At 64.2% G+C, this 14,015-nt stretch carries 16 protein-coding genes and 2 pseudogenes; 4 read left to right on the forward strand and 14 right to left on the reverse strand.

The genetic code is table 11. The annotated features are described in order from the left end of the window. Positions 1-6 precede the first annotated feature (6 nt). The 8 genes from AC0J5K_RS18425 to AC0J5K_RS18460 form a co-directional block, all read right to left on the reverse strand. Positions 7-297, reverse strand: coding sequence for a hypothetical protein (locus AC0J5K_RS18425; protein ID WP_274563867.1), 291 nt, complete (start codon positions 295-297; stop codon positions 7-9). After that, positions 294-596, reverse strand: coding sequence for a hypothetical protein (locus AC0J5K_RS18430; RefSeq protein ID WP_274563869.1), 303 nt, complete (start codon positions 594-596; stop codon positions 294-296). Before AC0J5K_RS18430 ends, AC0J5K_RS18425 begins: the two co-directional genes overlap by 4 nt. After that, positions 596-889: a hypothetical protein gene (locus tag AC0J5K_RS18435; RefSeq protein WP_274563871.1), complete on the reverse strand. Its 294-nt coding sequence runs from the start codon at positions 887-889 to the stop codon at positions 596-598. Before AC0J5K_RS18435 ends, AC0J5K_RS18430 begins: the two co-directional genes overlap by 1 nt. After that, positions 886-1,203, reverse strand: a complete 318-nt coding sequence (locus AC0J5K_RS18440) for a hypothetical protein (RefSeq protein WP_074837611.1) — start codon at positions 1,201-1,203, stop codon at positions 886-888. The genes AC0J5K_RS18435 and AC0J5K_RS18440 overlap by 4 nt, the downstream gene beginning before the upstream one ends. Positions 1,204-1,213: 10 nt before the next feature. After that, on the reverse strand, positions 1,214-1,501 hold the full coding sequence (locus AC0J5K_RS18445; RefSeq protein ID WP_274563874.1) for a hypothetical protein: 288 nt from the start codon (positions 1,499-1,501) through the stop codon (positions 1,214-1,216). A gap of 4 nt (positions 1,502-1,505) precedes the next feature. Further along, the gene (locus AC0J5K_RS18450) at positions 1,506-2,759 is read right to left on the reverse strand and encodes an NADH-quinone oxidoreductase subunit B family protein (RefSeq protein ID WP_274563876.1); all 1,254 of its coding nucleotides are present in this window, start codon (positions 2,757-2,759) and stop codon (positions 1,506-1,508) included. A 73-nt stretch (positions 2,760-2,832) separates the two neighbouring features. Continuing rightward, positions 2,833-3,252: a MerR family DNA-binding transcriptional regulator gene (locus AC0J5K_RS18455; RefSeq protein WP_274563878.1), complete on the reverse strand. Its 420-nt coding sequence runs from the start codon at positions 3,250-3,252 to the stop codon at positions 2,833-2,835. A 7-nt stretch (positions 3,253-3,259) separates the two neighbouring features. Beyond that, positions 3,260-4,087: an ATP-binding protein gene (locus tag AC0J5K_RS18460; protein ID WP_274563879.1), complete on the reverse strand. Its 828-nt coding sequence runs from the start codon at positions 4,085-4,087 to the stop codon at positions 3,260-3,262. Between the two features lie 175 nt (positions 4,088-4,262). Here AC0J5K_RS18460 and AC0J5K_RS18465 point away from each other — a divergent pair, with 175 nt between their 5' ends. The 3 genes from AC0J5K_RS18465 to AC0J5K_RS18475 all read left to right on the forward strand — a co-directional run bounded on the left by AC0J5K_RS18465 (position 4,263) and on the right by AC0J5K_RS18475 (position 6,646). Further along, a complete protein-coding gene (locus AC0J5K_RS18465; RefSeq protein ID WP_274563881.1) occupies positions 4,263-4,469 on the forward strand; it encodes a substrate-binding domain-containing protein in 207 nt (68 codons plus the stop codon). A 108-nt stretch (positions 4,470-4,577) separates the two neighbouring features. Next, positions 4,578-5,873 (forward strand): sulfite oxidase, encoded by a 1,296-nt coding sequence (locus AC0J5K_RS18470; protein ID WP_274563883.1) that lies wholly within the window; start codon positions 4,578-4,580, stop codon positions 5,871-5,873. Between the two features lie 56 nt (positions 5,874-5,929). Further along, the gene (locus AC0J5K_RS18475) at positions 5,930-6,646 is read left to right on the forward strand and encodes a c-type cytochrome (RefSeq protein WP_274563885.1); all 717 of its coding nucleotides are present in this window, start codon (positions 5,930-5,932) and stop codon (positions 6,644-6,646) included. A gap of 495 nt (positions 6,647-7,141) precedes the next feature. Here the strand turns inward: AC0J5K_RS18475 and AC0J5K_RS18480 are convergent, their stop codons facing one another. Continuing rightward, positions 7,142-8,326: an IS701 family transposase gene (locus AC0J5K_RS18480; protein WP_420398585.1), complete on the reverse strand. Its 1,185-nt coding sequence runs from the start codon at positions 8,324-8,326 to the stop codon at positions 7,142-7,144. A gap of 107 nt (positions 8,327-8,433) precedes the next feature. Here AC0J5K_RS18480 and AC0J5K_RS18485 point away from each other — a divergent pair, with 107 nt between their 5' ends. Further along, positions 8,434-9,453, forward strand: coding sequence for an IS110 family RNA-guided transposase (locus tag AC0J5K_RS18485; RefSeq protein WP_074838651.1), 1,020 nt, complete (start codon positions 8,434-8,436; stop codon positions 9,451-9,453). A 313-nt stretch (positions 9,454-9,766) separates the two neighbouring features. Here the strand turns inward: AC0J5K_RS18485 and AC0J5K_RS18490 are convergent, their stop codons facing one another. The 5 genes and pseudogenes from AC0J5K_RS18490 to AC0J5K_RS18510 all read right to left on the reverse strand — a co-directional run bounded on the left by AC0J5K_RS18490 (position 9,767) and on the right by AC0J5K_RS18510 (position 13,916). After that, positions 9,767-9,988: an ATP-binding cassette domain-containing protein gene (locus tag AC0J5K_RS18490; protein ID WP_274565539.1), complete on the reverse strand. Its 222-nt coding sequence runs from the start codon at positions 9,986-9,988 to the stop codon at positions 9,767-9,769. Positions 9,989-10,249: 261 nt separating this feature from the next. Then, positions 10,250-10,645, reverse strand: a pseudogene (locus AC0J5K_RS18495) (transposase); the annotation flags it as partial. An 83-nt stretch (positions 10,646-10,728) separates the two neighbouring features. Further along, a pseudogene (locus tag AC0J5K_RS18500) lies at positions 10,729-11,016 on the reverse strand (helix-turn-helix domain-containing protein); the annotation flags it as partial. Positions 11,017-11,397: 381 nt separating this feature from the next. Beyond that, complete coding sequence (locus tag AC0J5K_RS18505; RefSeq protein WP_274565540.1) at positions 11,398-12,267, reverse strand: SMP-30/gluconolactonase/LRE family protein; 870 nt, start codon at positions 12,265-12,267, stop codon at positions 11,398-11,400. Beyond that, complete coding sequence (locus AC0J5K_RS18510; protein WP_274565541.1) at positions 12,267-13,916, reverse strand: SMP-30/gluconolactonase/LRE family protein; 1,650 nt, start codon at positions 13,914-13,916, stop codon at positions 12,267-12,269. Before AC0J5K_RS18510 ends, AC0J5K_RS18505 begins: the two co-directional genes overlap by 1 nt. Positions 13,917-14,015 lie beyond the last annotated feature (99 nt).

Consider the following 14,015-nt stretch of genomic DNA (forward strand, 5'->3'; position numbering starts at 1 on the left):
CGCAGGCTATTCCTTCTTCTCGGCGGTCATCCCGCGCGCGACGCCGACGATGGCGGCAAGGTTTCCGTTGGCGGCCAGCAGCGGTGGCGCCAGCGCCTCCAGCCGTGCAGAAATGTCGTCCACCCGTCCGTTTAGCGGCGCGGTGTCGTCGCGGACCTTGATCAATCCGTCTGCCAGATTCTGGAGGTGATCCGCACCGCGTTTCAGCGCCACGAAGATGCCGATCAGATGATAGGCCACAACCAGGACGATCACCAAGGCCAGCACGACCGAAATCCCTGTCAGCACAGCGATCATGGCGACCTCCTGTGCTCTGCCCGCGCGACCAGAAGCCCGGCCACTGCCCCGGTCTTGGCTTCGATGGCCTCGGCCACGGGATGCATTGACGCCGCAGTCTCCAGGGTATCGTCCAGTGCCGGGATCGCGCCGGTATGGGTAGCGATCCTGCCGCCCGCCGTACTCATGTCGGCGAGGTATCCCTCGATCGCCCAGGCGGCGTTCAACGCGCGCCGCAGAAGGGTCACCGCCACCGGCACGATGACCAGGGCGATGATCAGCAGCGTCACGATCCAGATCACGATTGCTGCCAATGGCATCATTTGTCCTCCTGTCCCGAGAGTGCTTTGTGCAGATCGCCCAGCGTCGCGTCGACCGCCGACAGCCCCGCCGCCACGTCGGCCAGCCCCTTGTTGACGGGCACGGCGGCGGCCGGCAGATGCGAGGTTTCGCGGTCGATGGCCCGCAACCCCAGCCGAAGTTTGGCGAGATAGCTGCTGCCGGTGCCGCCGATCTCTTCCAGCAGGCCGCTGATGCGCACCAGAGCAACGGCGACAACCGCCAGAAACAGCAGCGCGGCAAGCGCGGTCAGCGATGTGAGCAGGGTCGTCATGTGGCCCCCCTGTCCCCGGCGAGGATGCATTGCGGACAGCCCGGGCAGGTTTCGGCATGATCGCGAAGCGCCTCGGCCTCTTGCAGGATACCACCTGCCCTGCCCCGGATTGCCTGCACCGCCTCGAGCGTCCGGTAGAGCAGCGCGATATGGATGGTGTTGTTGGCCACCTGCTGGCCACGGGTCCAGACCAGCGCGGCGCCGTCGCGGATGTCGCGGGCGGTGCCGACCACCAGCGCCAGCAGGATCGCCACGACAATCGTCACTGCCAGAGCCGCGCCGATCGCGATCCACCAGAGCGTGATGTGGTCCATGGCTTCCTCCTCAGGCCGCGTCTTCATTTTCAGCGTCATGCGTGACAGCCTCGCGGATCGCGCGCGCGTTGGCCTCGATCGCGGCCGCGCCATCGAGAAGCGCGCCCGCGGTCCTGTTGATCTTCGCCACGCGCCAGACCGACCGCGTGTTGGCATCAATCTCGCCGACAATCTCCGCGGCGGCAGATGCAAGTCTGCGGATTCGCCGCGCCTGCCAAAGGATGGCCAGCAGCAGCACCGCCACCACGACGACAACCGCTGCCGCCACGCCGAAACCGAGAGCCCACCAGATGTTCATCGCGTCACCTCTCCACCTCGTGGTCATGCGGGGACTTGCGGATATAGGCATGGGAGGGGTTCTGGTAGGCGCGCTGCCGGTGCGAGCCCGCGGCCGAAAACCCCGTCCGCCGCCGCTTCAGGAATTCGTAGACGCCGCCCACCATCCGCTCGGCGGGATTGAGGCCGCCGTCCGCTTTGGCCCAGCCACTGGGCACCGCGTTGTCGCGTTTCCATCGGCGGGTCCGGTTGCGGCTTTTCAGCGTGAACTGGCGCAGGTAGTCGACAAAACTGCCGGTCGTCCGGCTGAGCGTGGTCGACATCAGTGAGCCCGGAGGGCGTTTATAAAAAGGCGCGAAGGCATCGGGAAACCCGGGCATGGTGCAGCCGATGCAGATGCCGCCGGTGTTCATGCAGCCCCCCATGTGGCCATTGGCACCACGCGACACGATATTGCATTGCACCACCGGTCCCCAGCAGCCCAATTCAACCAGGCATTTGCGCTCGCCGTAGCTTTCGGCGAACTTTCCCTCTTCGTAATTGCCCGCCAGCACGCAACGGCGGTGCACCGTCTCGCCGAACAGCCAGGCCGGCCGGCCCAACTCGTCGAATTCGGGCAGCGGCCCGAATCCGGCCAGGAACATCAGCACCGCGGCGATGGTCTCGGTGGTATTGTCGCCGACAGGGGCGCATCCGGGAATGTTGATCGGCGGCAGACCCAGCGCGCTGAGATACTCTTCGCCGAGAAAATCCATCACCGACATCGCGCCCGTGACGTTGCCGATTGCCGCGGGGATGCCGCCCCAGGTCGCGCAGGTGCCCACCGCGATCACCGCCGCCGCGCCGGGGGCGAGATCGTGCAGCCATTGCGCCGTCGGAATGGGCTGCTTGCCGGCACCTTCGCGCTCGTCGGCGCCCATGGCCGACCAGTAGCCGCCGAATTCGCCGGCAATGCGCTCGTCGGGCACCGAACCTTCGAACAGCACCACATAGGGCGCGCCCAGCTTGCCGGCCTTGGCGGCATGGTGCGCCTGCATGAAATCCTTGCCGGCGGTGACGGAAAGCACCGGGTGATGCAGCACGATCCGCGGCAATCCCGGCAGGCGCGCGTTCAAGAGTTGTTCGACCGAAGGATTCTGCGCCCCGGCCGCCGAGATCGTGCAGCCATCGCAACTCATCCCGGCAAGCCAGAAGGCATGAACCTCATCGAGCGGCCCTTCATCCAGCGTGAAGGTCGGGCGATAGGTCTCCTGGCGTGCGGTTTCGGCGGTCTCGGTCATCCATCTGGTCTCCCGATTCAGCCCATGCTAGCAGATTGCCCCTAGGGAAAGGTCAAGGAGATTCCGTCGCCGGTTACCGATTTCTGCTGTTCTTACAATCACAAGGCGCGAGAAGCGCAGCGCAGATGCAATCGCCGTCACGCTCGCGCGGGGTGCCGATCAATGCGTCGAAACGGGCCCGCAATTCGTCATGCTCGCCCTGCAATCGCGCGATACTCAACTCGCGATCCCGGATCTGTTCGTCCAGCCGTCCGAGCAGCCGCTGGCGCAGGCTGCGCCCGTCATCGGTGGTCAGCAGGTCACCGATCTCATCCAGAGACAGGCCGAGCTTGCGCAGATTCACGATCAATTGCGCGCGGCGCGCGGCGCTCGGACCAAAGAACCGATAGCCGTTCAACGCGCGCTCGGGCGGGTGTATCAGCCCGATCTTCTCGTAGTGGCGAAGCGTCTTGGGTGTCACCCCCAGAAGCTCGGCCAGTTCGCCAATCAGCATCCGTGCCTCAAGCGTTCCTCGTTGCGTCGGCCCCGGCCCCCGGCGCTGCGTGAGCGATCCGCGCGATGGCATCGATCCCGCCGGCAATGTCGCGGATCGCGGCGACACCCGGAGCCCCGGCCGCATGGTCAATCGGGGCGCTTCCCTGGCGTTCAGCCTCCATCATTGCCTCGTCGTAGGGAACGGTGCCGATGATCTCCATCCCATGCTTGTCGCAGAACGCCCGGATCGCGCTCATGTCGTCGTCGGAACGCACCTTGTTGGCAACAACCTTGACATGCGCGATGCCCAGCTCGACCGCCAGTTCGCAGGTCCGCATCGCCGCTTCGAGCGAACGGTAATAGGGTTCGGCCACCACCAGCATCATGTCGACATGCCGCGCGGTGCCGCGCTTGAGATGTTCCAGCCCCGCTTCCATGTCGGTGATCGTGTGCTCGCCAATCGATGTCAGTTCGGCGATCAGCCCGCGCACTGCCCGATGCGAGGCACACATGCAGCCCGAGCCGGCGCTGCCATGAGCCGGCTTGCCCATCACGATCAGATCGAGGTTGCTGGCCGCCGGGATGGCGTATCGCGCCATGATATCCTCGCGCGGGATCGCCGGCTCCATCATGATGACGCCATCAACCTCGGGCCCGCGGCGCATGACGTTGGCGGGAATATACCCGATGCGATCCGCCTCGTCGGGCGTCATCCCCAGCACCAGCGCCAGGTTGGGATTGGGATCGCCGTCGATGGCGAGAATCTTCCGTCCCTCTCCGGCAAAAATTCGTGCCAACGTTCCGGCGATGGTCGTCTTGCCCGACCCGCCCTTTCCGACCGTCGCGATCTTCATCCTCGCCTCCCGTCAAAAAACCAACGCGAAAATAGTAGCTTACCCAAGGTAATCGTGCAATGACACGCATTCATTGCCCCAAGGGAAAGGTTAGTCGTGCCGACCGACAGCTTTCGGAAACCCGCTGGGCATCGAAGACTTCGGTGATCTTTTGGCCGACGGGGTGCGGGTTGTCGTGACCGGTGATGCGGACGCATGGATCACCTGGCCCAACCGGCCGATCACCAAAGACGGTCTCGACATGATCGAACTGGCCGAGGATCGGGTAGTCTATCGCGACATCAACGTGGTGCTGTCGTCGGATGCCGACCCCGAAGCGAAAGCCTTCCTCGACTTCCTCGTGACGGAGGAGGCGCGGGAAATCCTCGCGACCGAGGGCTGACAGCGATAATTTTTGGCGCGCCCGGGAATAATTCCGGAGCGCCACACGTCTCTTTGTTGAATGACGGTGTGCGACTGTGCACCGCTCTAGCAGCCAAGGGAGGAGACTATGGCGCTCGACGAGGACAAGAAACGCTCGGTTCAGGAGTTTTTCGCAGATGATCCGGAGAAAGCGGACAAGGAATTTTTCGGACGGGTCGCAAACCCCGACCGGCGCGGTTTCCTGAAACGCACCGGCTTGGCGACGATGGCCGCGATGGTTGGCACATCGATCCCGTTCCACCGCAACATGCCGATTGGCTTTGTACCCGCTGCAATGGCGCAGGAAAACGTGCTGTTCGGCAAAGACGGGCTGACCCTGCTCAACGACCGCCCGGTCAATGCCGAGACGCCGCCCGAGCTTCTGGACGATGCAATCACGCCGACCAGCAGGCATTTCATCCGCAACAACGGCATCCCGCCTGAAGACGTGGACCCGTCCACCTGGACGCTGACCATCGACGGGTTCGTCGACAACCCGATGGAACTGACCATCGCCGATCTGCGCGAGCAGTTCGAGGTTGTGACCATGGCGCTCACGCTGGAATGCGGTGGCAACGGGCGCGGTTTCTTCAACCCGCCCGCCAAGGGCAACCAGTGGACCTATGGCGCGGTAGCCTGTTCGGAATGGACGGGCGTTCGCCTCAAGGACGTGCTGGAAAAGGCGGGGGTGCAGTCCAACGTCGTCTACACGGCGCATTACGGGGCCGACGGACACCTGTCGGGCGATCCCGACAAGCTGCCGATTTCGCGCGGCGTGCCAATCGAAAAGGCGATGACGGACAACATCCTGATCGCCTTCGAAATGAACGGCGAGGCGCTACATCCGATGAACGGCGCCCCCTTGCGCCTTGTTGTGCCCGGTTGGCCGGCCTCGACCGCGCAAAAGTGGCTGACACGGATCGAGCTGCGCGACCAGGTGCATGACGGCCCGAAGATGACCGGCACGTCTTATCGCGTGCCCGCCTATCCCGTGGCACCGGGACAGGATGTGCCGGACGAGGATTTCGTCATCATCGAACGGATGCCGGTCAAGTCGCTCGTGACCTTCCCCGCCAACGGCGCCGACACCGGTATGGGCACGCAGGTGCGCGGCCACGCCTGGTCCGGCGACCGGTCGATCGACAAGGTCGAGATCTCGACCGATTTCGGGTCAACCTGGAGGGACGCCGAACTGGACGCACCGGTCAATGACGGTGCTTGGCAGAACTGGCGGGCCGACGTGACCTTCCCCCAGGCCGGCTACTACGAGGTTTGGGCCCGCGCCACCGACAGCGAGGGCGTCATGCAGCCCTTTGCCATCGACTGGAACCCGAAAGGCTATCTGAACAACACCATGCACCGCGTGGGTGTTCGCGCAAGCTAACCAATACCGGGGCGGCCTGGAGCCGCCCCTCAACACTTCCGGACTGGAGTTACCTCATGTGCTTCGCAACTCTGCGAAATCTCTCTCTTATTGCACTCGGCTTCGGCCTTGCCTCGCCCGCCTTGGCGGATCTTGACGCGGCCCTCGCGGCAGCCGATGCGTCCAAGGGAGAACGCGTCTTCAAGAAATGCGCCGCCTGCCACACTGTCGAACAAGGCGACAAGAACAAAGTCGGCCCCAACCTTTATGGTATCGTAGGCGGGCCGGTCGCCGCGGTTGACGGCTTCAAGTATTCGAACGCCCTGACCGAATACGGTGGCGAATGGACTCCTGAACGTCTTGATGCGTTCCTCACCAAGCCCCGGGCCGAGGTCAAGGGCACCAAGATGAGCTTTGCCGGGCTCAAGAAAGAGGAAGACCGCGCGAACCTGATTGCCTATCTGAACACCTTCTCCGACAACCCGCTTGCGTTCGGCGCGACCGAGGCCGCCGCACCGGCGACAGACAGCGCTGCCGAGGAGTACGAATTCGGCATCCTGTTCGATGCACCGGGCGTAGAGGCCACGTATTACGCCTGCACCGCCTGCCATTCCGAGATGATCGTCGCCCAGCAGGGCCTGACCCGCGACGAGTGGGACGAGATGTTCGAGTGGATGGTCGAAGAACAGGGTATGTCCGAAATCGAAGAGCCCGACAGGACCGAGATTCTCGACTACCTGGCGGCCCACTACAACACCGACCGTCCAAACTTTCCTCGCCCCCTCGGGAATTAAGCTGCTCCGGTCGGGAATGGGCCGATTTGTCCCGGCCCATCACCTGGCTCGTCCGCTTCACTGAGGAGCCTTTGACGTCGTGTTGGGACGGGCGGCAATCCTTTACGCCTCCGTCCGGCCATGGCCGATCGTCGGGATACATCGCGATCATGACTTTCGGGTATCGGTGGAGGTTTCCTGCTCAGCCCACTCTTTGTGATCGCAGGCTGGACGGAGGCAAGACGGACGGCCGGCATCGCCGCCGTCTTCGTCTTGTTCATCCGCGGGCAACCTCGCCAAACTGAGCAGCGTCCCGGCACATTTTGAGGTGCCCCTAGCACTACAGTTGCATATTTGATCGGGCTTTTCGGTGGGCGATGGCGGCGGCGACTTGGTGCCCCCTTCGCCATCGTGACCAATCCCAGATGAAGGTGGCGGTGTGGACCGGGCGATGCAGCAGTCGCGTGCAGAGGCGACGGATTTCCGGCGTGGTCAGGGTTTGCCGGAGGCGCGCGATCATGCAGCCGGGCGTTTCGGACTCGTTTCGTTCTGTTTCCCATAGGCCGCGCGGCGCTGGTCGGCGCCGATCCGGGCGAGAAACGCGGCGGCGGCCATCACCAGACTCATGTGCCGATGCCAGCCGTGCCAGGACCGCGCTTCGCAGTGGTCAAGACCCAGGTCGTCCTTGGCACGGAGAAAACATTCCTCGATGGCCCAGCGCAGCCCGGCCGCCGCAGCGAGGTCTTCCAGCGTGGCGTCAGAAGGCGCGTAGGCGAAATAATAGGCGATGGCGCCGGGATCACGCAGACTCCGCCGCGCCAGAAACCAGAGGGAAAATCCCTGTCCGGCCTGATACTTGAGAGGCAGGCGCGCCCAGTGATAGAGCCGAGGCCCCTTGGCGCCTTCGCCGGCGCTGAGCGGCGTCCAGGTCTCGGCAGGCAGGTCGGCGATCATCGTCCCAGGGTCGGTCTGCACCAGCGACCAGTCTTCCAGGAACCGCAGCGTGTGATTGGAGCGTACCGCCAGCACATAGGCCTGGCCGCGGGCTTCAAGCATGCGCCGGAAGCTGTGATCGGAGCCGTAGACCGCGTCGGCGAGCACGAAGGCGCAAGGCGTGCCCTCGTCCAGCAGGCGCGCGATCATCTCGCAGGCCATCGCAGGCTTGGTGGCAAAGGCCACCTCATCAGGCACCTGCGCGCTATCGCGGCGCGCCGGATCGCCGGCCCAGGATTTCGGCAGATAGAGTTGCCGGTCGATCAGCGCCTGGCCCCAGCGGCTGGCATAGGCGGCAAAGACCCCGACCTGGCAGTTCTCGATCCGCCCCGCCGTGCCGGAATATTGCCGCGCGACACCGACCGAATGGGTGCCTTTCTTAAGGAATCCGGTCTCATCGATGATCAGAACGCCATCCCGATCGGCCAGCGCTTCCAAGGCATGGTTCCGGACCCGCTCACACAGCAGATCCGCCGACCAGCGTGATCGCCCCAGCAGCGACTGGATCCGGTAAGGCCTTGCAAAACCGGCTTGTTCTGCCAGCATCCAGCCCGTCTTGCGCTCCGCGCCGGACAAGAGTCCATCGATGAACGCCCCAGCCGTTGCCCGCTGCTCGGACCGTTTGAAGGCCGGAGCGATGAACGCCTTCAACCCCTCAAGCGCCTGCTGCCAATCCGAAACGCCGCTCGCCCAAGCCGAAACCGACATGACCCAACCCTCCCAATCCTCCGACGGTTGATGATGTGGACGCCGCTGCGAGCTCAGCGCCAGATGTGGTGCGGAGTACCACGCAAAAGCAGGAAAGGAGCGTTCCGATGAACATAGCAACAATTGGATTGGACTTGGCTAAGAGTGTCTTTCAGGCACATGGCGTGGATGGGGCCGGGAAGACCGTTCTGGTGAAGAAGCTGCATCGTAAACAGATGCTCCCGTTCTTCTCGAAGCTGCCACCCTGCCTGATCGGTGTGGAAGCTTGTGCCACGGCGCATCACTGGGCTCGGACGTTGATCGCCATGGGCCATGACGTGCGGATCATGCCGCCGTCTTACGTCAAGGGATACGTGAAGCGCGGCAAGAGCGACGCTCTGGATGCCGAAGCGATCTGCGAGGCCGTTGGGCGTCCGACGATGCGGTTCGTTCCTGTGAAGACGGTAGAACAACAGAGCATCCTGATGGCGCACCGGACCCGATCGCTACTCGTGCGCCAACGAACCATGGCCGCGAATGCGCTTCGCGCGCATTTGGCCGAATATGGCCTTGTCGCAAATCCGGGCATCGCCAATCTGGTGAAGCTGGCGGATCGGGCATTTGCCGATGAAGCCCTGCCAGCCTATGCCCACCGGGCGCTTGAGATCCTGATCCGCCGGATCGCTGAATTGACCGAAGAGATCGGCGCACTGGATCAGGACCTGAAGGCCTGGCATGCCGGGAACGAGGCAAGCCGCAGGCTCGCGGCCATCCCCGGCGTCGGTGTGATCACCGCGACCGCCCTCGCAGCGACCGTTACGGACCCGGATCAATTTCGCTCCGGCAGACAGTTCGCTGCCTGGCTTGGGCTCACGCCGCAGCAGCACTCAACAGGTGGCAAGACCCGGCTTGGCGGCATCTCGAAACAGGGCGACCGCTATCTCAGGCGATTGCTGGTCGTCGGGGCCACGGCAGTCATGCGGCACGCCAAGCGAAACCCGACGCCGATGACGGACTGGGTGAACGGATTGCTGGAGAAAAAGCCGTTTCGGCTTGTTTCTGTCGCGCTCGCAAACAAACTCGCCCGCATCGCATGGGTACTGCTCACGCGCGGCGAGACCTACAGGCCCTACGGGCGACCCGTTTGACAGCACCGGCCGAAACCAGATTGGCAATGGCAGTCGATGATGCGTAACGATCGAGCCAAAGGTGAAGCAAACCCGTCTGATTCAACGCGCCTCCAAAGCGCGCCAGGTTGATCAGGGACCTCACCGGCGGATTTCCATCAGGGCCAGCGGCAGAAGACAGCCGCGCAAGCAGGCCGGACATATGAAAGCAACCGATCACCGCAACCGACAAAATCAACCCTTGCCATAGGCGGCGTCCACATATGAATCACATCTGATGCCTCAAGGGAATCCCTCGCGATTCAGATTCAAGCCGAAACGCTTTAGGGGCATCTCAATCGAGGCCGAGGATGCCGGCCGCGCGCGCCACCTTGGAGCGGCCCGTGTTTTTGTCTTCGCCGGCCAGCCGCAGCGAGAACGACATGTTGTCGGCGGTGTTCATGTGCGGGTAGAGAGCATAGCTCTGGAACACCATCGAGATGCCCCGGTCACGCGGGGGCACATCGTTCATCGGCACGCCGCCGATCTTTAGCGCGCCGTCGCTGATGGTCTCCAACCCGACGATCTGAACTGATGCGGTTGTCTAATCGCTGTTGCGACGTCAATCCCTTTGCGCTTTGAAATGCGCCTACCGGATGCATGGTTGTCTCCGCGGTCGGCACTGGGCCGCCGCATGTTGGGGCTTCGCGGGGGGTCTTCAATGTGGATGACGCACTCGTTCTGATGGATAGTGCAACCTCATCAACGGGGGCGACCCGGCCCACGTCCCGGCAGGGACAGATCAAGCGTTCTGGTTTTGAACGCTCTCTGTTTGGGTTCAGGGTGCGGAGCCTATCTTTGGGTCGAAGACTTCCCCGGATTTCAGCATCGCATGCATGATCACGGCGAGCTTGCGGGCCACGGCGACAGCGGCGCGTTTGAAGCCGGCCCTTGCGCGCAGCCCGAGACCCCAAGTGCGCAAGCTGCGTGCAGCTGAGACACGAGTCAGAATGGTCGATGCGGCCTCGTAGAGTAGCCATCGCAGCTGTTTGTCACCACGTCGGGAAATGTGGCCGTCATAGTCAACCTTCCCGAACTGATAGCACCGTGTCGTCAACCCCACCCAAGCTCCGACAGAACGCGACTTCCTGAAGTTGTCTGGATCTTCAATGGCAGCGACGAAAGACGTGGCGGTGTTCGCGCCAACTCCGGGGATCGACATAAGGAGACGACAATCCTACCGTTGGCGTGCGGTCGTTGTGACTTAGGATCCAAGCCTGGCCACACGTTCGCGGAGCCTCCCGCAGTGGCAGAACGATGGCCGCCAGTGAAGCCATGCTCGTCGCGAAGCCGCTTGAACACCCGCCTCGCCGTGCGCCGTTGCTTTCGATGGACCTCGCGATCACCTTTCAGCCAGCCATCGATGATCTCGGTGAACCCATCCAGCTTCGGCCGCTTTACCGGCGCCGTCCGCCGGTATCCGGGCGGAACCGAGAACGCCAACATCTTCCGAACGCTGTCGCGAGAAATCCCAAACTGACGCGCAGCCTCGCGCTGGCTCATGCCTTCTGAACAAGCCAGGCGAACCTTCCGATACAAATCCACGGTGAAAACCCTCCCACCCTCCCTGCCGCCCGAAAGGGTAATGGTGGACGACTTTTTCGCCGCCCGCAGCGGGCTCATCCCGCCGCTACCGTGGTCGACTTTCTCACCGCCGTTCTCACCGCCCGGTCATACCGTCATGCGAGGTCTGACGCGTTCAGACTTTGGACCGACTATGCCGCGGATCTGGCCGCCTGAAAACCGTGATGGCGAATCGTAGCACTTGGGGTCCGTCAACCTGACAAAGCCCCCGCCAGCCTGCCGAAAACGCCATCGCAGGATACATCGACCGGGTCTTCAATCTGGTTCGACGGCCGTCATCGCTCGACCTCCAGAGCCCGGTCGCGTTCAAGCGAAACACTCTCCACCAAGTGGCGGCGCGAGTCAAACCCCGGCCACACGCATCGTAGGCCCGGTGCCGCAGGACCCGTCAGCACCGATTAGCTGGCCTGCCAAAGGCTGCTGCGCCAGCGCCTTGGCGTCGAGGAACCGTCGCTGACTGGTGACAAAAAGACTCCTGTCGCTCCAGATCGCCATAGTCGGGCGGTGCACCGGCAGGCTCAGGCGGTGGCAGATCTCGCCGCTCGCCGGGTCGATGCGGATCAACTCGCCCGGACCCACCAGCGCCAGCCAGAGCTTGCCCTCGCCGTCCATGGACATGCCGTCGGGATGGCTGCCTTCGGGCAGTGTAAGCAGGGTGCTTCGGCGGGCGATGCCGCCATCCGCGTCGAGATCGAAGCGTTCGAGCCTGCGCGTCGGGGTGTCGGTGAACCAAATTGCATCAGCCTGCGGATCGCCGACGATGGCGTTGGGAATGGCAATGTCGCTCAGCACCTTCTCGATGCGGCCATCGCGGTCGCGCCGGAACAGCCCACCCGAGGGCACGCCCTTGCCGGACACATCCATCGAGCCGAACCAGAGCCGCCCCTGACGGTCGGGCTTGCCGTCGTTCAGCCTGCGCTCAGGCGCATCGGCCTCAGTATCGCTGATCCGTTCCCAGACCATCGCCTCGGGATCGAGCGCCACCAGCCCGTCTTCCAGCCCCAGCACCAGCCGTCCGCTCTCCGCCAGCGCGATCAGCCCGCATTGGCCAGGCAAGGGGATGGCGCTGTTTTTGCCGCCGGGCTGGTGGCTCAGCAGGCGTTGGCCCTGGATGTCGAGCCACCAGAGACAGTCGCGCGTCGCATCCCAGAGCGGCACCTCGCCGGTAAGAGCAAGGGCTTCGTGGCGCGGGGTGAAGGTGTAGTCGGTCATCAGGGTCTTTCCAGTTTCACACGGGTGGGCGCGCGCCCGGTCACGCCGGGGCGCAGTTCGATCAGCCGCCCCGAGAGCGGGGCAATGTCGTTGTAGCCAGGCGGCAGGCGCAGGTAGGTCGAGGTGACAAAGAGACTGCCAAGGTCCGGCCCGCCGAAGGTCAGCGCCGTGGGCATCGGCACCGGCAGCGCATGGCGCGCCAGTTCGCGGCCCTCCGGATCGAGCCGCAGCACCGACCAGCCGCCGCGCATGGCAACCCAGAGACAATCCTCGGCATCGATGGTCAGGCCGGCGGGCTGGCCCTCTGCATCCGAACCCTCCAGCAACGCACGCCGCGACAATGGCAGGCCGTCCTCGTCAAGCTCGTAAGACATCAGCACCGCGCGGCCTTCGGCCGGGTCCTGTTCGGTCAGATAGGCGTGGCGGCCGCCGCGGCTGAAGGCAGTGTTCTTGGGCAGGAAAATCTCGGGCTGGATGATCTCGGTCGTGAGATCTGGGTGAATGCGGTAGAGCGTGCCGCTCTTTTCGAGATTGTCGAGCGGCATCGTGCCGGTCCAGAGCCGTTGCTCGGGATCGACGCCCACCGTGTTGAAGCGGTTCTCCGGGCGATGCGCCTCGGGGTCGATCAGCGGGGTCTGCTGGCCGCTGGCGGGGTCGAAGAGCGACAGCCCGTTCTCGCCAGTGAGCAGAAGTTCCGCGCCGGTGGTCAGCGCCAGCCCGCCCGTCAGCCCGTCGAGCAGGCTGCGGCCGCTGGCGCCGGTCTCGACATCCAGCCAGCGCAGCGCCGGGGCCAGCACGTCAAGCCACCAGAGCCGGCCGGTGCTCTCGCACCAGCTCGGGCTTTCGCCGACGTAGTCGCGGCCGGTGTCGTGCACCTTGCCCTCGAAGCCGGTCTTGGGGCGAGGCGCGATCACCTGTTCGTTGAGCTTTTGGGTGACGCCCACGTGGTGCGAGGCGCGGCGCGCGGCCTCGCGGATCATCTGGCCGGCCTCGTGCAGCCGGTCGGGCCGGGTGCCGGCGGCGTCGAACTGGCAGCAGAGCGCGCCGACCACCGTGTCCTCGCCATCGAGCACCGGGGCGGCCACCGCCAGCGGATCGCCATCGCTGGCAACATAGCCCAGCGCGCGGGCCTTGCTGAGGATGCGTTGCAGATCGGCGGACCATTCGTTTTTTTGCCCCGCCGGGCGCCCGGCCAGCATCGCCTGCCCCGGCGTGCTGCTTTCCAGCGTGAGGCGCGGCCAGACCCGAACGGTACGGCCGGCCGGATCGGCGGCGTCGAGCACGAAGACCGAATCGTCGTCGCTGACATAGAGGCAGCAGGGCACTTTCAGCAGTTGCGACAGTCGCGACATCTCGGCCTGGCAGGCGCGCACCGTCGAATCGCGGTCGAGCGCGCCGCGCGCCAGTGACATCACCGTGGCGCCGATCGCATAGCGCCGGGTGTCGCGGTCATAGCGCACCAGACGGCGCGAGCGCAGCGCCGAGAGCAGCCGGTGCAGCGAGCCCTTGGAGAGGCCGAGGTGATCCTGAATCTGCCGGAAAGTCAGGGGCGAAGAGCGTCCGAGCAGCAAGAGAAGATCGATTCCGCGGGTGAGCGACTGCGCGCCCGGCACATCCTCGGCATTTTCGAGAGGGTCGTCGATCTGCATGCGCCTCGTCCTTTGGTTTCGTCACCGTCCGTCACCCAAGTGTATCACATAAAGAGAGCAAACTGCGCAATGGTTCACATGTTGACACAATTACAGAAG

It is taken from the genome of Marinovum sp. E3, from assembly GCF_055755275.1.